We start from the raw sequence: 17,910 nt of genomic DNA, 5'->3' as shown, positions 1-17,910 counted from the left end.
ACTTCTGACCGACCTATATGAAGCCGATCTGGATAGTAGACGACGATCAATCAATTCGCTGGGTGCTCGAGAAAGCGCTGGCGCGCGAGAACTTCGCGACGCGCAGCTTCGCGAACGTGCGCGAAGCGTCGGCCGCGCTCGATCACGACAGCCCGCAGGTGCTGGTCTCCGATATCCGCATGCCCGGCGGCTCCGGGCTGGAGCTGCTGCAAACCGTACGCGACAAGGTGCCGGGCTTGCCGGTCATCATCATGACCGCGTTCTCGGATCTCGATAGCGCGGTCGCCGCATTCCAGGGCGGCGCGTTCGAGTATCTGGCGAAGCCGTTCGACGTCGACAAGGCCGTCGAGCTGATTCGCCGCGCGGTCGACGAAAGCATGCGCGGCGAGCAGACGTGGGACGACCGCGTCGCCGAAGCGCCCGAGATGCTCGGCCAGGCGCCAGCGATGCAGGACATGTTTCGCGCGATCGGCCGCCTGTCGCATTCGGCGGCCACCGTGCTCATTACCGGCGAATCAGGCACCGGGAAGGAACTGGTCGCGCGTGCGCTGCACCGACATAGCCCACGCGCGAACGGCCCCTTCATCGCGTTGAACACGGCCGCGATTCCGAAGGATTTGCTGGAGTCCGAACTGTTCGGTCATGAGCGCGGGGCGTTCACCGGCGCGCAGGCGATGCGCCAGGGACGCTTCGAGCAGGCCGAGAACGGCACGCTGTTTCTCGACGAAATCGGCGACATGCCGTTCGATCTGCAGACGCGTCTGTTGCGCGTGCTGTCGGACGGGCAGTTCTATCGCGTGGGCGGCCACAATCCGTTGCGCGCGAATGTGCGGGTGATCGCGGCGACGCACCAGAATCTCGAATCGCGCGTGCGGCAGGGACTGTTTCGCGAGGACCTGTATCACCGTCTGAACGTGATCCGTCTGCGCTTGCCCGCGTTGCGCGAGCGCAACGAGGATATCCCGCTGCTGACGCGGCATTTCCTGCAAAAGAGTGCGCGCGATCTCGGCGTCGAACCGAAGCGCGTGTCCGAGGAGGCGCTCGCGTATCTCGCGTCGCTGCCGTTTCCGGGCAACGTGCGGCAACTCGAGAACCTCGCGAACTGGCTCACGGTGATGGCGCCCGCGCAGACGATCGAAACCAAGGATCTGCCGCCCGATCTCGGTCCCGCGCACGGCGGCGGGAGCGAGCTTGGTGCGGGCGCCGCTGCCGGCGCGACGACGGATGGCACCGTGGCGACCAATGCGGGAATCGCGGGCGGCGTGCCGCTCGCTGGCACGAACGGCGGCGCGCTCGTGCATCCGGGTGGGGCGGCCGGTGCGTCGGTCGCCACCACGCTGAGCGCATGGGAAGGCGGCTTGCGCACCGAAGTCGCGCGCATGCTGCGCGAAAACGCGGCCGACGTGATGGACGAACTCGCGCGCCGCTTCGAAGCGGCCGTGATCCGCGAGGCGCTCGACTTCACGCGCGGCCGCAAGGTCGAGGCGGCCGAACGGCTCGGCATCGGGCGCAATACGATTACGCGCAAGATTCAGGAGCTCAATCTGGAGCCTTGACTGGAGCCTTGACGCGCTCGTTCTGAGCGATGCTGCATGGCAGGCGGGGGCGGCTCAGGCCGCCTTCGTCGTTGTTGCATCGCGCCCCGCGGCAAACCGTCAACCACCGCGCACGAGGCATAATCAACGCTGTTCCGATCCAACAGCCGACGATGCCAGCTTCTTCAGCTTCTCCCGCCCCGTTCGAGTGGCCGCTTTCCCCCGATCCTTTCCTGTCGCTCGAAGAGCTGTACGACGCTGACGCACTCGCATGGGTCGACGCGCAGAATGCGCGCACCCGCGTGGCGTGGTGCAGCGGCGAGTCGTTCGACACGCTCAGACGGCGGCTCGCCGATGCCTATCTGCCGCGCGAGCGTCCGGTGATTCCGGATCGCTGGAAGGACTGGGCCTACGATTTGTGGCAGGACGAGCGCAATCCGCGCGGTATCTGGCGACGCACTGCGTGGGCCGCATGGCGCAACGGCGCGCCGGTGTGGCAGAACCTGCTCGACTTCGACGCGCTCGGCGCGGCCGACGGCACGCCGTGGGTCTGCGTCGATCTCGATATCCTTTATCCGGACGGCGACCGCGCGCTGATCACGATGTCGCCGGGCGGTTCGGATGCGCTCGTCGTGCGCGAGTTCGATCTCGACGCGCGGCGTTTCGTCGACGATGGCTTCGCGATTGCGAAGGCGGGCAAGCACACGGTGTCGTGGATCGATCGCGATACGCTGTACGTCGGCTGGGACAATGGGCGCAAGACGCTGACGCGCTCCGGTTATCCGCGCGACGTGCGGCGCTGGACCCGCGGTACCGCGCTCGCCGATGCGCCCGTCGTGTTTCGCGGCGAGTTTGGCGACATCGGCGTGGAGGCGCATTACGATCCGGTCGATCGCCGGCATACGGTGACGAGCAGCGTCGACTTTTTCGATTCACACACGTATTACCTCGACGACGCTAGCGACGCCTGGCATCGTTACGAAGTGCCGTCGCACGTCGCGGTGGGGGCGTGGCAGGGCTGGCTGTTGCTCGAGCCGCGGCTCGATTGGGAGTGCGAGTGGGACGGCAATCTCGCGCGCTATCCGGGTGGCGCGCTGCTCGCGATTCGCGAGGACGCGTTTTTGCGCGGCGAGCGCGACGTGACGCCGCTCTTCACGCCGACGCCGCTGACCTCGGCCTGCGAGTGGTCGCATACGCGCCATCATCTGATCGTGTCGTATCTCGACGACGTGCGCGGCAAGACGCTGATCTGGACGCCGTCGCAGCGCGAGGACGGCACCTGGCAGTGGCGTGAGCGCGTGTTCGCGTCGCGCGGCGATGCGCAGGTCGACGTGTCGCCGGTCGAGTCGACATTGAACGACGAAGTGTTCGTCGACACCGACGATTATCTGCAACCGCCCGCCTACTGGCTCTCCGATCTCGCGCTCGAGGAGCCCGGCGAATGGGAGTTGCTCGACCGTTGGCCGACGCAGTTCGACGCGACGCGCGTTGCGGTGACGCGCGGACATGCGGTATCGGCCGATGGCACGCGCGTACCCTACACGGTGATTGGGCCGAAGGAAGCGCCGTCATCGCCGGGCGATGAAAGCCCGACGCGCCCATGTCTGCTGAGCGGCTACGGCGGCTTCGCGATTCCGCTGCTGCCGAGCTATCTGACGGGGCAGGGCATCGGCTGGCTCGAACGCGGCGGCGTGTACGTGGTCGCGCATATTCGCGGCGGCGGCGAGTTCGGCACGCGCTGGCACACGGCGGCGCAAGGCGAGCATCGCCAGCGCGCGTTCGATGATTTCATCGCGGTCGCCGAGGCGCTGATCGCGACCGGCGTGACGAGCGCCGCACAGCTCGGCATTCAGGGCGGCAGCAACGGCGGTTTGCTCGTGGCCGCCTGCATGGTGCAGCGGCCGCAGCTATTCGGCGCGGTCGTCTGCGAGGTGCCGTTGCTCGATATGAGCCGCTATCACCTGCTGCATGCGGGCGCCTCGTGGATCGACGAGTACGGCGACCCCGACGAACCCGATGAAGCGCGTGCGCTCGCCGCGTATTCGCCGTATCACAACCTCGCGGCGGGTGTCGCGTATCCGCCGGTGCTATTCACGACGTCGACCGCCGACGATCGCGTGCATCCCGGCCATGCGCGCAAAATGGCCGCGCGCATGCAGGCGCTGGGCGCGCAGCACGTGTGGTATCGGGAGAATACGGAAGGCGGCCACGGCGGCTCCGATGAGTTGGAGCAGGCCGAGCATGATGCGATGGTGTTCGGATTCTTGTGGGGTGTGCTGGGCGGCGCTTGAAGCAATAGGGACGCGAGGCAGCGCTGCCTCGTTGCGTCGCTGTATTCCGGATCAGCCCAGCTGCGCGAACACTGGCGCGTGATCCGACGGCTGCTCCCACTTGCGCGGCACCTTGTCGATGTCGCACGCCGAGCAGATGTCGGCCAATGCCTTCGACAGCAGGATGTGATCGATGCGCAGTCCCGCGTTGCGACGGAACGCCATCATCCGGTAGTCCCACCACGAATAGATTTTTTCCTGCTGCTCGAACTGGCGGAACGCGTCGAGCAGGCCGAGGCCGATCAGCTGCACGAACGCCGCGCGTTCCTCGGGCGACACCAGATTCTGACCTTCCCATGCCTTCGGATCGTGCACGTCGCGATCGTCGGGCGCGATGTTGTAGTCGCCGAGCAAGGCGAGCTTCGGATGCAGCGTCATCTCGGTTGCGAGCCAGTCGTGCAGCGCGTCGAGCCAGCGCAGCTTGTACGCGAACTTGTCGGTGCCGGGCGCCTGGCCGTTGGGGAAATACGCGGAGATGATGCGCACGCCGTCGATGGTTGCCGCAATCACGCGCTGCTGCGGGTCCTCGAAACCGGGGATGTTGCGCACGATGCTGCTTTCGTCGACGTTCAAACCTTCGCGCACCAGAATGCCGACACCGTTATAGGTTTTCTGACCCGCGTACCAGCTTCGATAGCCGACCGCCTCGAGTTCGGTGCGCGGAAATTTTTCGTCGGGAAGCTTCAGTTCCTGCAGGCACAGCACGTCGGTGCCGCTGCTCGCGAGCCAGTCGATGACGTGTTGCTGGCGGACTTTGAGGGAGTTGACGTTCCAGGTGGCGATTTTCATCAGTTGCACAACTTGTTGATTTTCAATAAATATTTGACTTGATGTGGTCGTGATATACGTATCGATATACCATTTCGCGAGTGGTGTTCCGCGAGTGGTGTTCCGTTACTCAGGAGTCACACGCCATGCCAGTCCGGCGTCGCAGCCTATATGATACGGCCTGTCACGCCGGGGGGCGCGGGTTCGTGTCCCGTCCACTCCGCCAGACAAAGCCCGTTCATGGGAACTTGAACGGGTTTTTTGCTTTTGGCCCATCACCAGGCCATCAGCTCGGGCCGGTCGAGCGTGGGCTTTCGCCGCTGTCCCGGTTGTTGAACTCCCGCCCATGAAACAGGCGCTATTCGGTAGGAACGGGAACCCGGATGCACGCAACCCGCCGTGCATCACCTTGCTGGGAAACCGCTTGCGGTTGCGCATCACCGCATGCGTCGATCGCGGCGGGGCAGCGCGTGCGGAACGCGCATCCCGACGGCGGTTGCAAGGGCGACGCAATCTCGCCTTGAAGCAGCAGATGCCGTCGCGCGCGCTCGACGCTCGGGTCGGGAACCGGTACGGCCGACAGCAATGCACGGGTATAGGGATGCGCAGGTGCCGCGTACAGCGCGCGTTTTTCGCCGAACTCTATCACGCGCCCCATATACATCACCATCACGCGATGGCTGATTGCTTTCACCACGGCCAGATCGTGCGCGACGAACAGCAGCGACAACGACAGTTCGCGTTGCAAGTCGCGCAATAGATTAACGATTTGCGCTTGAATCGACACGTCGAGCGCGGACACCGGTTCATCGCAGATCACGAGTTGCGGCTCGCTGATCAATGCCCGTGCAATTCCGACGCGCTGACATTGCCCGCCCGAAAACTCATGCGGATAGCGCCGCAGATGCTGCGCATTCAGGCCGACGCGTTCGAGGATGGTCAGCACGCGAGCGCGCACATCGGCGCGCGCGACATCGGGCCGATGCGTGATCAACGGCTCCGCGACTATCTGCTCGATCGTCATGCGCGGATCGAGCGACGCCAGCGGGTCCTGAAAGATCATCTGCACGTCGCGCCGCAAGATGCCGAGATCGCGCTTCGCGCCTTGCACGGTTTCGACGCCATGAAGCTTGACGCTGCCGCCCGACGCAGGCGCAAGACCGACGATCGCGCGCGCGAGCGTGGACTTGCCGCAACCGGATTCACCCACCAGCCCGACGGTTTCGCCGCGCCGTACATCGAACGACACGCCGTCGACAGCGCGCAGCGTGGCCTTGCCGGACCACGGTAATTTGCCGCGCGGCACGGTGAAATGCACCTTCAGTTCGTTCACCGACAGCAGCGGTTCGGTACTGTTGCAAGCGGAATGCTGGTTCATCGAACGGCCTCCAGAATGGCTGAAACCGGACGGTGGCACGCGCGCAACGCACCCGCCAGATCGCTACGCGCATCGAGCGACGGCACTGTGGTGCGGCAAGTATCGTCTGCAAACGAACAACGCGGTGCGAACGCGCAACCCGCGCCGATTTGCCCCGGCAAAGGCGGATTGCCCGGAATGGTTTGCAACGGGCGGTCGTCGTCGTCGTCGGTGATGCGCGGCAGCGCGTTCAGCAGGCCGATCGTGTACGGATGGGTCGGCGCGGCGAACAGCGCACGCGCGTCTGCCTGCTCGACCGTGCGCCCTGCATACATCACCATCACGGTGTCGCACAATCCGGCGACCACGCCCATGTCGTGCGTGATGAGGACGATTGCCGTGCGGCGCTCGCGATTCAGTTCGCGAAGCAATTCGATGATTTGCGCCTGAACGGTGACGTCGAGCGCGGTAGTCGGTTCGTCGGCAATCAAAATTTCCGGTTCGGACAGCAACGCCATCGCAATCATCACGCGCTGCCGCATACCACCGGAAAACTCATGCGGATACATGCCGATGCGGCGTGCGGCATCGGGAATCCGCACCGTGTCGAGCACCTCGATGGCACGCCGACGCGCTTCGCGACGCGACAGCTTCTTGTGCAATTGCAGCGATTCCGTCATCTGCCGTTCAATGGTCAAAAACGGATTGAGCGCCGTCATCGGGTCCTGAAACACCATGCCGATCCGGTTGCCGCGAATCCTGTTCAGCGCTGCGTTGTTCATCGTCAGCAGATCGCCGCCGTCCTCGCCACGATACAGTGCGGTGCCCGACACGCTGCCGTTCGACGACAGCAAACCGAGCAGCGCCATCACGGTCTGACTCTTGCCCGACCCCGATTCGCCGACGATGCCCAGCGTGCTGCCCGCGTCGAGCGAAAACGACACGCGTTGGACCGCATCGACCGGCGGTCCTTCGCGGCGCGTGAAGCGCACACTCAGGTCCTTCACTTCGAGTAGCGCCATGTCAATGATCCTTGGGGTCGAGAGCGTCGCGCAAACCGTCGCCGACGAAGTTCACGCAATACAGCGTCACGCACAGCATGACGGCAGGGCAGAGCAGCAGCCACGGCATCGATTCGAGTTTTTGGGCACCGTCTTCGATCAGCACGCCCCAACTCGTCATCGGCTCCTGGACGCCGAGTCCGAGAAACGACAGCACCGATTCCGTCAGCACGATCGTCGGCACTGTGACCGTGGCATACACGACCACCACGCCGATCAGGTTCGGCACGATATGCCGCGCGATGATGGCGCGGGTGCTGACGCCAGTCGCACGCGCCGCGTCGACGAATTCGCGCGAACGCAGCGACAGCGTCTGACCGCGCACCACGCGCGCCATATCGAGCCACGAAAACGCGCTGATGGTCAGCACGACCAGATAGAACGCGCGGCCGAACAGCGTCATCATCATGATCGCGATCAGCATGTACGGAATCGCGTACATCACGTCGACGACGCGCATCATAACGGCATCGACGCGTCCGCCCATGAAGCCGGCTGTCGCGCCCCACGCGACACCGATCAATCCGGACACCAGCGTGCCGAGCAACCCGACTTCGAGCGATACGCGCCCGCCCACCAGCGTGCGCGCGAGCAGGTCGCGACCGAGTTCGTCGGTACCGAACAGATGCATGCCGAGCCACGACGGCGGCAGACTGATCGATCCCCAGTCGCTGTCGACCGGATTGTTGGGCAGAAACAGCGGCCCCGCAAAGCATGCGACGACGATCAGCAGCAGGATCACGAGACTTGCAAATGCCGCGCGATTACGCAAAAAGCGCATGCCGGCAATCGCGAACGGTCCGCGCGAAGCCTTCGTGACGATGCCGCCGGACAGACAGCCGCCTGCGGACGCCGCATCGGCCGGCGGCGCGACGAACGCACGCGCGGCCAGGTTGAATCGACGAATCTTCATGTCAGTACCGGATGCGCGGATCGAGCCATGCGTAAGCAAGATCGACCAGCAGATTGAACAGGACCGCGAATGCCGTAATCAATGCGACCAGACCGAGCACCAGCGTGTAGTCGCGATTGATCGCGCCGTTCACGACCAGTTGCCCGAGACCGGGCAGCGCGAATACGGATTCGGTGACGACCGCAGCGGTGATCGACGAAATGCACAGCGAGCCGAGTAGCGATACGACCGGCATCAGCGCCGGTTTCAGCGCATGACGCAAGACGATGGTGCGGCCGGCCAGACCTTTCGCGCGCGCGGTCCGGATGAAGTTGCCGGACAGCACTTCGATCATGCTGCCGCGCATCACGCGCGCAATCGTCGATACGTTGATGATCACGAGCAGTACGATCGGCAATACGCGGTAGTGCCAGTCGCCATCACCCCAACCGCCAGCGGGCAGCAGACCATGCTCGCCGCGCTTGATCAGGATCGCGAAGACCCACACCAGCACGGGGCCGAGGATGAATGGCGGCACCACACTGCCGAGATTGCCGAGCAACATCACGCCGTAGTCGATCACGCCATTGCGGCGCACCGCCGCAACCGTGCCGAGCGCCACACCGATCACCAGCGCGATCGGCACCGAAATGCCGCCGACGCCGAGGCTGACCGGTAGGGCTTTCCACACCAGTTCGCTGACCGACCAGTCCGTGTAACGGAACGACGCGCCGAGGTCGCCGTGCAGCAGCGAGTCGATGTACAGCAAATACTGCTTCCACAGCGGCTGATCGATGTGGTATTTCGCGTCGAGATTGGCAAGCACGGCCGCCGACAGATGCTTCTCCGAATCGAACGGGCCGCCGGGCGTCAGGTGCAGCAGCAGGTAGCACACGGTGATCACGGCGAGAATCGTCGGGATCGCCCATAACGCGCGGCGCAATGTATAAGCCAGCATGGCAAGGCTCCTTGCGCTCAGTGCTTGATGATGTACATGTCCTGCGACTGCCGCTGATCGACGTAGTTGGTCGGCGAATAGCCGCCCACATACGATTTCACGAGCCGCACCGCCGAGTACTGGAACATCGGAATCAGCGGATAGTCGTTCATCGCGATGTCGTGCGCCTGCGTTAGCATCGCGGTGCGCTTCGCTTCGTCCATCTGCTGGTTCGCCTGATCGATCAACGCATCGACCTTCGGATTGCAGTAGTGCTGGTCGTTCTGCACGCTGTTGCAGCGGATCAGGTCGAAGAACGACATCGCGTCGTTGTAGTCGACGAACCAGCCGTCGCGCGACGCCTGCACCTTGCCGTCGTGGCGCATTTTCAGCAGCACGCGGTTCTCGACGTTTTCGAGCTTCACGTTGACGCCGAGCTTGGTGCGCCATTCCGACGTCGTGAATAGCGCGACCTTCTTGTGCAGGTCGTTGGTGTTGTATGTCAGCGTGAACGTCAACGGCTTGGCAGCGGAATAGCCCGCCTGTTTCAGCAGGTCTCGCGCGGTTTCGATGCGTTTCGCCATCGGCCACGCGGCCCAGTCGGGCTGGAATTGCGCCGCGCCTTGCGTGCCTTTTGCAATCAGGCCGTACAGCGGCAACTCGCCGCTTGCGGTCAGTTTGGACGTCAGCAGGTTGCGGTCGATCACCATGGACAGCGCCTCGCGCACGCGCTTGTCCCTGAAGGCCGGGTCGGCGTTGTTCAGCGAGTAGTAGTAGGTGGCGATAAACATCCCGGTCTTCAGTTCGGAGCCGAACTGCTTGCTGACCTGGTTATAGATGCCGGACGGAATCGAATACGTGTAATCGAACTGGCCGGCCTGATACATCCGCATTGCCGTTTCGTCGCTTTCGATCGGCAGATAGGTGACTTTCGTGATCGCGACCTTGCTCGCATCCCAGTACTTGTCGTTCTTCACCATCACGAGACGGTTGCCCGGTTGCCAGTCGCTCAACGCATATGCACCGTCGCTGACCATGTGGCCGGGACGGGTCCATTCGTCGCCGTACCTCGCGACCGTCGCGCGGTTCACCGGCGCCATCGTCGACATTGCGGTCAGTTGCGGAAAGAACGCGGTCGGGTCTTCGGTCTTGACTTCTACCGTGTACGGATCGACCGCGCGCACGCCGAGACTGGAGAGCGGCGCCTTGCCCGCCAGAATCGCCTTCGCGTTCTTCACGAACTCGACCAGGATCGTGTATTTCGAGCCGGTCTTCGGATCGACCACGCGTTGCCATGAATAGACGAAATCGGCGGCCGTGACCGGCTCGCCGTTACTCCAGCGCGCGTTGTGGCGCAGCTTGAAGATCCATGTATCGGGCGCGCTGCGGCTCCACGATTGCGCGACGCCCGGCACGACCGCACCGTCGGCGGCGATTCGCGTCAAGCCTTCGAACAGGTCGAGGCCGATCGTATTAGCGGCCCAGGATTCGATATGCGCGGGGTCGATCGATTCTGCCTCGACGGGTGTTTGCCGCGTGAGTTCCTGGGTGGCTGCGAGCGTGACGCCGGGCGGAATCGTCACGGCGTGGGCGGGAGAGAGAAGGGCGAGCGCCAACGCGGCCAACGCCGCCCGAGTGGCGTGAATCGGTTTCATTGCGTATTTCAAGTGGCATCCGAATAGCAAAAAAGCTGGCGGTGCGCGAGGCACCGCCGCCAATCCTCTTCAACAACGAAGAAGAGGCAAGAGGAGACCTACGGTCCTGCGATAAAGCCCGCTGCGACGATCAGAAGCGGTAGGTCGCACCGATCTGGAAGAAGCGGCCCAGATTCGTGTACAGCGACTGGTCGTAGCCGGTGATGTCCGGCGTTGATTGCCACTCGACGTCGAACGGCGGCTCCCTGTCGAAGATGTTCTGGATGCCGCCATAGATCGTCCAGTTCTTGAAGCCGCGATACGTCATCATCAGGTTGAACTGGCTATACGACGCCACCGAACCCGTGCCACCGTCGCCGAACTCGGCTGCCACTGCGTTGGTGTACGGACCCGTGTACTGCCAGCTCAGCGTCGTGGTCATCTTGCGGTAATCCCAGGTCAGGCTCGTGTTGCCCTTCCAGCGGGGATTCGACGCACCGAACGGTTGCAGCAGCGCGAGGTTGTTACCCGCGAAGTCCTGCGTTGCAGCGCCCGGGCTGTTCAGCTTGAAGTGCCACACGTACGCCCAGTCGCCCGACAGCGTGAACGTGCCGTACTTCGTGCCGACCGACTTGCGGAAGTTCATGTCGAAGCCGTCGGTATCCAGCGAGCCGAGGTTGACGAACTGTTGCGCGATGTAGCGGATCGTGCCGTCAGGATTGCGCACGACCTTCGACGGGTCGTTGGCATCCAGCACGGCATTCGGATCGTCGGTACCGATCACGCCGTCGATATGAATCTTGTAGAACGCTGCACCGATATCGGTCGACGCATCCGGCGACAGTTCGAAGCCGATGTTGTAGTTCTTGGTGTGCTCCGGTTGGAGGTTCGGATTGCCGTTGATCTGTTCCGTCGTGAAGTGCTTGGTCGGCACGCCGCTCGGGTCGTTCGGATCGACGAGGTTCTGGTGAGCGAGGTAGGTTGCCTGCGAGTTTTCGACCAGCGTCGGCGCGCGGAAACCGCGGCTGTACGACGCGTACGTCGTCAGCATCTGGACCGGTTGGAAGCGCAGTGCGAAGTTCGGCGAGAACGCGCCGCCGAAGTCGCTATAGTGGTCGTAGCGGCCCGCTTGCGTGAACGTCAGGTTGTGGATGATCGGAATATCGATCTGGTAATACACGGCCGCGATGTTGCGTTCGCCGTCGACGGACTGAACGTTCGCCGGCACGACGATCCCTTGCGACGAGTACGTGCGCGGGTTGATCAGCGAGCTTTCGTGACGGAATTCCGTACCGAAACCGATGCCGACCGGGCCAGCCGGAAGGTTGAACAGATTGCCGGTCGAGGTCTTCGCCGTCACGCTGTCGAGCTTCGAGATCGCCTGCTGGTTGTCGTCCTGGAACAGGCCGTTCAGACCGTTCGGTGTCGATGCCGGGTTCGCGAAGTTGTAGCCGCCGTTCGGGCCGAGGATGTTTTCAAGCGCGGCCGTGTTGATCATGTTCGAGTACGTCGTGTCGACCGTGCTCTGCGAATGACCATAGTCCACCGACCAGTCCCAGTCGCCGACCTTCGGCGTGGTGAACGAACCTTTCACGCCCGTTGAGGCCTTCCAGAACGTCGATACCGTGTCTGCGCGCTGCGCAACGCCCGGGAAGGTCAGGTTGATCGGCGTATCGACACCGTACGGGTTGTACGGATTCAGCGCCGACACCGTGCGGTCGAGTTGCGACACCGAGCCGGTCAGCGGATTGAACACGTTCGACGTGCTGCTGATGGCCGGGCTGCCGAAATACTGGACCGTCTCGTTGCGGCTCGCCCACAGGTCGGCGTAAGCCTGTATGTCGTCGTTGATCTTGAAGGTGCCGCGCACCTTCGCGTTCATACGCGTCGTCTGTGGAATCAGCGAGTACGTGTTCGCGTTCTTGTACACGCACGATGCGCCCGCCGCGTTAGTGCTGCCCGGAGGGCATGGGCTCAACGCGGCGGTCGAGCCGTCGGGCAGTTGCCAGAATGACTGCTGATTCGGACCCAGAGGACCCGCCGACCCACCTGGGAACTGGCTGAAGTCTTCGTTTTTGGTCATGTCGCGCTGGTCGAGCGTCGAACCGGAATCGCGATAGTAGCTGGCGGCTGCCGTCACGTTGAAACGATCCGAGTTCAGGTCGCCGAAGCCGCCGAGCACGCTGAAGTTGCCCTGACCGTCACCCGGATGCTGTGCCTTGCCGAGCTGCCCGTCGATCTGAAGACCCTGGAAGTTCTTCTTCGTGATGATGTTGACCACGCCGGCAATCGCATCGGAACCGTATGCGGACACGGCGCCCGTCTTCACGATTTCGATGTGATCGACGATGTTCAGCGGGATCGTGTTGACGTCGAAGAACGTGTCGGTGAAGTTCACCGCCTGTGCATAGTTCGCGACGCGTTGGCCGTCGACCAGCACCAGCGTGTACTTCTCGGACAGGCCGCGCAATGCGATCCCCGAGCCGCCCGGCGCCGTGCCGTTCATCGTGGTGGAACCCCAACTGGACGCGGAGTTGGCAGACATGCCGCGCAGGAAGTCGGCCACGGTCGTGTAGCCGCTTTGCTGGATTTCCCTTGCCGTAACGGTCTGGACTTCGACGTTGCCGGTCTTGTCCGATGTGCGGATCAGCGAACCGGTGACTTCTACTTTTTCGAGCTTGCTGACGGCGGGGGGAGGCGCCGCTGGCGTGCTTGCGGCCGTCGGAACGGCCGCTGTATCAGGTTGGCTTTGTGCGTGTGCCAGCGGGACGAACGCCGCTGTCAACACCAGCTCGGCTCCGATGATTCTTTTGATGGCTGAGGCCAATCGCTTCTGTTTCACTTGCGCTCCTTCTTGTTGTTGAGGCCACTTCCGTTGAACGATCACGCAAACGCAGGCGCGAGTTGCGCATGCGCTGCAGTGCGTTGACGTCAGCGAGTTCTTCGCTGTCCGGCGCATCCCCGCGCCGTCCCGCACATCCCGTCCAGGGTGCGTCGCCGATCGTGTCGGACGCGCGCCTTGGTCTTGAAGCGAGCGCAGCAAGAGCACGAGATATGCCATGTGTGAGGTCGCGGACCGTCGGAAAGGCCTTGAGCGGCCTGCGCAAATGCATCGAAGCGATTGATTTGCTTAGGAATTAAGACTTACGAAAAATTTTGTTACGCGGGTAATGCATGGAAATAAATCTCTCCTCGTGCGTGTAACAGAACACAAGAAAATTTCAATTAAAAAAGAATACAGCCTGGTGGCGGCGCGCGTCAAGCAAGTTGTCGCCTCACTCATGCAGCCAGAGGCTGTTTATTTGCGCTGATCGACGCCATCTCGACGACTGAGTCGCGTTCGGGGTTAAGCGTCACGGCACCAACCGGTGTCCAGTTGCGCGTGTGGCGCGACCAGCGGGCCGGATTGCGCTCGCGGGCCCTCTCGTACAGTGCATGCCGAGCGGCGAGAAGCGCACGATCGTCACCGGCGTGACGCTGCGCAGGCGTCACGTAGCGGATGCCACTATGACGATGCTCGAAGTTGTACCACTGCACGAAGCCGGCAGCCCAGGTGCGAGCAGCGTTCAGGTCCTCGAAGCCTGTGACCGGAAACTCCGGCCGGTACTTCGCGGTTCGGAACAGCGCCTCGGCATAGGCGTTGTCGTCGCTGACCCGGGGGCGCGAGTACGACGGCTTGATGCCCAGCCAGTGCAGCATCGCCAGCACGGTAGTGGCCTTCAGCGTCGCCCCGTTATCGCCGTGCAGCACCGGCCGGGCCTCAAGGGCGGCAATGCCTTCGGAGAGCGCCGTACGACGTACGAGATGAGCAGCGTGTTCGGCCGCGTCGCTGTCGTGCACCTCCCAGCCGACAATCTTGCGGCTGTACAGGTCCAGAATCAGGTACAGGTGGAACCATCGCCCTGTGACCGTTGCCGGCAAATAGGTCATGTCCCAGCACCACACCTGGCGCGGCGCGGTTGCAACGTGCGTGGTCGGCGGCCGGCCGCTCGAAGGAGTTCTGGCACGGCCACGGCGCCTCATCTGCCCATGCTCGCGCAGCACGCGTGCAAAGGTCGATTCGCTGGCGATATACACGCCTTCGTCAGCCAGCATCGGCACGATGCGCGCCGGTGGCATGTCGGCAAAGCGCGGCTCGCTGGCTACGCGCAGCACGTTTTCCCGCTCCTGCGGGCTCAAGGTGTGCGCGGGCAGCAGGCGCATCGCGCCGGGCCTGGCGTCGCCAGTGACGAGCCCTTGATTGGCCCTCCAGCGCTGCAGGGTACGCACGTCGATTCCGGCCACCTCGCAGGCCAGGCGCAACCGTGCGCCAGCCAGTCTTGCCGAATCGATTTCCCGGGCCAGGAACTGGCGATCTTCGAGGCCGATCATTCGTCCTCGCCCTTGTCCGTGTTGAAGATCGCCCCGAGTTTTTTTGAAAGAACCAGCAATGCGGCTGCCTCGGCCAGTGCTTTCTCCTTGCGCCGCAGTTCGCGTTCCAGTTCCTTGATGCGACGCTGGTCCTGCTTCGTCTGCTGTGGACTCGCACGGGCCTCTTCGGGCTCGGCCAGCGCCTGCGTGGCCGCTTGCCGCCACTGCGCCAGTTCCTGCGGATACACGCCATGCTCGCGGCACCACGCATTGCGGGCCGTCTCGTCCATCGCTGCCGTGCTCAACACCGCTTCGAAACGCGCGGCCGCTGTCCATGCCCGCTCGCGAGCGGGCCTGGACAGCGCATCACTGCGCCAGCGCTCCAGCGTCTGCGCGCCCACACCGATCTCTCGCGCAACCTCTTCCACTGATGCGCTCTCCGGCGGCAGCAACCGCGCCACTGCTCTGTCCTTGAATGTCTTTCCGTAACGCGCCAACTTGTTCTCTCTTTATCGCCCCCAGATTCCAATTTTATCCAGGCGACAACCATTGTGACGCGGGGGGGTGGTTCGTTGTCGTTACGATTGGTGCGGAATTCGCACCGCGCGAATGCGTTAATTCCGAATTGGTGCATTAATAAAAGTGGATAAAACGCAATTAGATTCACTAATTCTGGGCAATTAAGATGCCTTAAAAACGCTAAGTAATAAATGTAAGAAAATGATCGGTAAGATGGCTTCGCGTTGCGCGGAGCGTTTTTGGGGCGGGGATTGGTCTGCAATTGGTGTTCATGATGTAAGCAAGCGGAATGTGAAAAGAAAGCTATACGTAATAAAGTTGGCTATGTCGTATTGGGCATTGCACCAAAGCGTTTCAATTGCGATTTTTCGCACCATTTCGGCAATAGCGAATTAAAGACCTTTCCAGGATAAGTCTTCGAAAGCGGCTTTACGCCATTACCGAAATCAATTTGTTTTGCTATACGCGTGCGCGAGCGCGACGCAAGCCTTCGGGATGCGAGTTTTTGTTACGCTACGTAAGGCTATGAAATAAAAGGCAAAGCGTTCCATGTAAGGGATTGGCGACGTCTTTACGGAGCAATCAGGCGCTCGATCTGGTACGGGCTTTGCATGGGTGACAGGCCTTTTTAGCTGGCGACCCATAAGGCAGCCGGCATCTCGATACCCACCGTTATTCAACGGCCGCTTGAGCCTGTACTAACCGGAGTCCGCAGTGCTGAATACCCTCATTAACTACTCGATCCAGTCGATGGGTCTGATCCCTCTCCTCGCGTTCATCTTCCTGCTCGGCATCGCGATCATCATCGAACGATTCATGTTCTTCTCGCGTGCCGTGCGTGCCGGCAAGACCCTCGAACATGACCTGAAACTCGTCGATGCAGCCAATCCCGACGATGCCGCCAAAGTGGCCGAGCACTACAAGCAGACCGTGCAAGGCGAACTCGTGAAGTCGGCGATGAAAGTGAAGGGCAAGAGCGAAGCCGTGGTCGAACGCGAGATCGAGGAAACGATCATGTTCCAGTTGCCGCGTCTCGACCGTAACCTGTGGATTCTCGATACGGCCGTGACGCTCGGCCCGTTGCTGGGTCTGCTTGGCACGATCATCGGCATGGTCGAATCGTTCAACGTGCTCGGCACCAGCGGCACCGCGAACCCGAACGGTGTGACGGGCGGCATCGGTCACGCGCTGACGGCCACCGCGTGCGGCCTGACCATCGCGATCATCTGCGTGATCTTCCTGAACTACTTCAACAAGCGTATCCGGATGACGGTCAACCAGTTCGACCTCATCAAGTCGCTGCTCGTATCGCGCTTCGCAGTCTGACGCCCGCACTCAAGGAGACGGACCATGCGAAACCATCGCAGCCATTACCTCGGCGGTGAAGAGAAAGCGCGCATCGAGATCATCCCGATGATCGACATCATGATGTTCCTGCTGGTGTTCTTCATGCTCGCGACGCTGAAGATGATCCAGGGCACAGGCATCAAGCTCGACCTGCCGCAATCGAGCACCGCCGAGCAGTTGCAGCAGACCGTCAAGCTATCGATCGGCGTGACGAAGACGGATGAAATCTATCTGGATTCGAAGCCCGTGACGCCCGACGAACTGACCGCGCGTCTGCAAGGTCTGGTTCACGACTCGAAGAAAGTAGATGTCGCGATTGCCGGCGACGAAGGCACGAGCTACAAGAATATCGTCAAGGTGATGGACCTGGTGCGCGCGGCGGGCATCAGTTCGGTTGCATTGGCCACGAACCCGACGACATGAGTTCACCGGCCATCGACATGAAAGATCCGCAAAACCGCCTGGACGGTGCACTCTGGGCATCGACGACGCCGGCGCATCACGGTCGCATGCCCATGAAGCTGGCGATCGGCGTTGCGGTGCTGGTCGAGGCGCTGGTGATTCTGGGCGTGTCGCACATGAAGTTCCAGCCGCCGCCGCCTCCGCCGCCGAAGGAGATGCGCGTGCAGATTGCGCCGCCGCCTCCGCCACCGCCGCCGCCCGAGGTGAAGAAGCTGGAGCCGCCGCCGGCGCCGCCCAAAGCGCAGCCGAAGCACGAAATACCGAAGCCGACCCCGACGCCGCCGCCGCCGCGACCGACGCCGCAGCCGGTGATCCAGCCCACGGCGAATCCGGCTCCGAACGCTCCGGCGATCGCCTCGCCGACGCCTGCGCCGGCACCCGCTCCGGCACCGGCCGCGCCGCCGGCGCCGCCCGCGCTGCATGGCGTGGTGGACGGCCGCGGTCATTGCCAGTCGGTGCAGCCGGTGATTCCGCGCAAGGCATTGACGGACGGTATTTCGGCGGACGTGATCGCGCATCTGACGATCGGTACGGACGGCAATGTCAGCGACGTGAAGATCATGCGCGTCACGCCGCCGACGTCGGTGTTCAACGAAGCCGTGATTGCCGCAGGCAAGGCGTACAAGTGCGAGAAGAATGCCGAGCCGTATGTCGGCGAAGTTCAGTTCTCGTTCAAGACCACACCGTCCGACGACGAGTAACCACGACGAGTTACGAC

13 protein-coding genes are annotated in these 17,910 nt (G+C 62.7%); 5 read left to right on the top strand and 8 right to left on the bottom strand.

Annotation, left to right across the window (positions count from 1 at the left end):
• Positions 1–17: 17 nt before the first annotated feature.
• Together ntrC and OKW26_RS27535 are read left to right on the top strand one after the other, a co-directional pair.
• Positions 18–1,556, top strand: coding sequence for a nitrogen regulation protein NR(I) (gene ntrC, locus OKW26_RS27540; protein WP_429355786.1), 1,539 nt, complete (start codon positions 18–20; stop codon positions 1,554–1,556).
• 152 nt (positions 1,557–1,708) lie between these two features.
• Entirely contained in the window at positions 1,709–3,826 is a 2,118-nt protein-coding gene (locus OKW26_RS27535) for a prolyl oligopeptidase family serine peptidase (RefSeq protein WP_429355785.1), read from the top strand.
• Positions 3,827–3,877: 51 nt separating this feature from the next.
• Here OKW26_RS27535 and xth read toward each other — a convergent pair whose 3' ends face one another.
• The 8 genes from xth to OKW26_RS27495 form a co-directional block, all read right to left on the bottom strand.
• A complete protein-coding gene (gene xth, locus OKW26_RS27530) occupies positions 3,878–4,654 on the bottom strand; it encodes an exodeoxyribonuclease III (RefSeq protein WP_429355784.1) in 777 nt (258 codons plus the stop codon).
• Positions 4,655–4,991: 337 nt separating this feature from the next.
• Positions 4,992–6,011 carry an ABC transporter ATP-binding protein gene (locus tag OKW26_RS27525; protein WP_429355783.1) on the bottom strand — a complete coding sequence of 340 codons (1,020 nt, stop codon included), beginning with the start codon at positions 6,009–6,011 and terminating at the stop codon, positions 4,992–4,994.
• Entirely contained in the window at positions 6,008–7,012 is a 1,005-nt protein-coding gene (locus OKW26_RS27520) for an ABC transporter ATP-binding protein (RefSeq protein ID WP_429355782.1), read from the bottom strand. The genes OKW26_RS27525 and OKW26_RS27520 overlap by 4 nt, the downstream gene beginning before the upstream one ends.
• A 1-nt stretch (position 7,013) precedes the next feature.
• The gene (locus tag OKW26_RS27515; RefSeq protein WP_429355781.1) at positions 7,014–7,964 is read right to left on the bottom strand and encodes an ABC transporter permease; all 951 of its coding nucleotides are present in this window, start codon (positions 7,962–7,964) and stop codon (positions 7,014–7,016) included.
• Between the two features lies 1 nt (position 7,965).
• Positions 7,966–8,901, bottom strand: coding sequence for an ABC transporter permease subunit (locus tag OKW26_RS27510; RefSeq protein ID WP_429355780.1), 936 nt, complete (start codon positions 8,899–8,901; stop codon positions 7,966–7,968).
• Positions 8,902–8,918: 17 nt separating this feature from the next.
• Complete coding sequence (locus OKW26_RS27505) at positions 8,919–10,535, bottom strand: peptide ABC transporter substrate-binding protein (protein ID WP_429355779.1); 1,617 nt, start codon at positions 10,533–10,535, stop codon at positions 8,919–8,921.
• A 130-nt stretch (positions 10,536–10,665) separates the two neighbouring features.
• Positions 10,666–13,356, bottom strand: a complete 2,691-nt coding sequence (locus tag OKW26_RS27500) for a TonB-dependent receptor plug domain-containing protein (protein WP_429355778.1) — start codon at positions 13,354–13,356, stop codon at positions 10,666–10,668.
• 437 nt (positions 13,357–13,793) lie between these two features.
• Positions 13,794–15,361 (bottom strand): IS3 family transposase gene (locus OKW26_RS27495; protein ID WP_429353101.1). Its coding sequence is split into 2 segments (ribosomal slippage): positions 13,794–14,923 and positions 14,923–15,361, totalling 1,569 coding nucleotides; the frame shifts between segments, so codons are not numbered across the junction.
• A gap of 736 nt (positions 15,362–16,097) precedes the next feature.
• On the opposite strand from OKW26_RS27495, the gene OKW26_RS27490 reads away from it, so the two are divergent.
• From OKW26_RS27490 to OKW26_RS27480, 3 genes are read left to right on the top strand one after another with little or no spacing between them, the layout of a single operon-like run.
• On the top strand, positions 16,098–16,709 hold the full coding sequence (locus tag OKW26_RS27490) for a MotA/TolQ/ExbB proton channel family protein (RefSeq protein WP_184063922.1): 612 nt from the start codon (positions 16,098–16,100) through the stop codon (positions 16,707–16,709).
• A gap of 24 nt (positions 16,710–16,733) precedes the next feature.
• Positions 16,734–17,153 carry an ExbD/TolR family protein gene (locus OKW26_RS27485; RefSeq protein ID WP_090800842.1) on the top strand — a complete coding sequence of 140 codons (420 nt, stop codon included), beginning with the start codon at positions 16,734–16,736 and terminating at the stop codon, positions 17,151–17,153.
• On the top strand, positions 17,150–17,893 hold the full coding sequence (locus OKW26_RS27480; RefSeq protein WP_429293425.1) for an energy transducer TonB: 744 nt from the start codon (positions 17,150–17,152) through the stop codon (positions 17,891–17,893). The genes OKW26_RS27485 and OKW26_RS27480 overlap by 4 nt, the downstream gene beginning before the upstream one ends.
• Positions 17,894–17,910: the final 17 nt, after the last annotated feature.

Source organism: Paraburkholderia sp. 32 (assembly GCF_050435345.1).
Taxonomy (GTDB): domain Bacteria; phylum Pseudomonadota; class Gammaproteobacteria; order Burkholderiales; family Burkholderiaceae; genus Paraburkholderia; species Paraburkholderia tuberum.
The sequence above is the reverse complement of the archived record's forward strand: the minus strand, read 5'-3'. Positions and strand labels throughout refer to the sequence as shown.

Excerpts from the sequence above, each read along its gene's own strand:
- ntrC (WP_429355786.1), top strand. The coding sequence starts at position 18 with ATGAAGCCGATCTGGATAGTAGACGACGATCAATCAATTCGCTGGGTG.
- OKW26_RS27535 (WP_429355785.1), top strand. The coding sequence starts at position 1,709 with ATGCCAGCTTCTTCAGCTTCTCCCGCCCCGTTCGAGTGGCCGCTTTCC.
- xth (WP_429355784.1), bottom strand. The coding sequence starts at position 4,654 with ATGAAAATCGCCACCTGGAACGTCAACTCCCTCAAAGTCCGCCAGCAA.
- OKW26_RS27525 (WP_429355783.1), bottom strand. The coding sequence starts at position 6,011 with ATGAACCAGCATTCCGCTTGCAACAGTACCGAACCGCTGCTGTCGGTG.
- OKW26_RS27520 (WP_429355782.1), bottom strand. The coding sequence starts at position 7,012 with ATGGCGCTACTCGAAGTGAAGGACCTGAGTGTGCGCTTCACGCGCCGC.
- OKW26_RS27515 (WP_429355781.1), bottom strand. The coding sequence starts at position 7,964 with ATGAAGATTCGTCGATTCAACCTGGCCGCGCGTGCGTTCGTCGCGCCG.
- OKW26_RS27510 (WP_429355780.1), bottom strand. The coding sequence starts at position 8,901 with ATGCTGGCTTATACATTGCGCCGCGCGTTATGGGCGATCCCGACGATT.
- OKW26_RS27505 (WP_429355779.1), bottom strand. The coding sequence starts at position 10,535 with ATGAAACCGATTCACGCCACTCGGGCGGCGTTGGCCGCGTTGGCGCTC.
- OKW26_RS27485 (WP_090800842.1), top strand. The coding sequence starts at position 16,734 with ATGCGAAACCATCGCAGCCATTACCTCGGCGGTGAAGAGAAAGCGCGC.
- OKW26_RS27480 (WP_429293425.1), top strand. The coding sequence starts at position 17,150 with ATGAGTTCACCGGCCATCGACATGAAAGATCCGCAAAACCGCCTGGAC.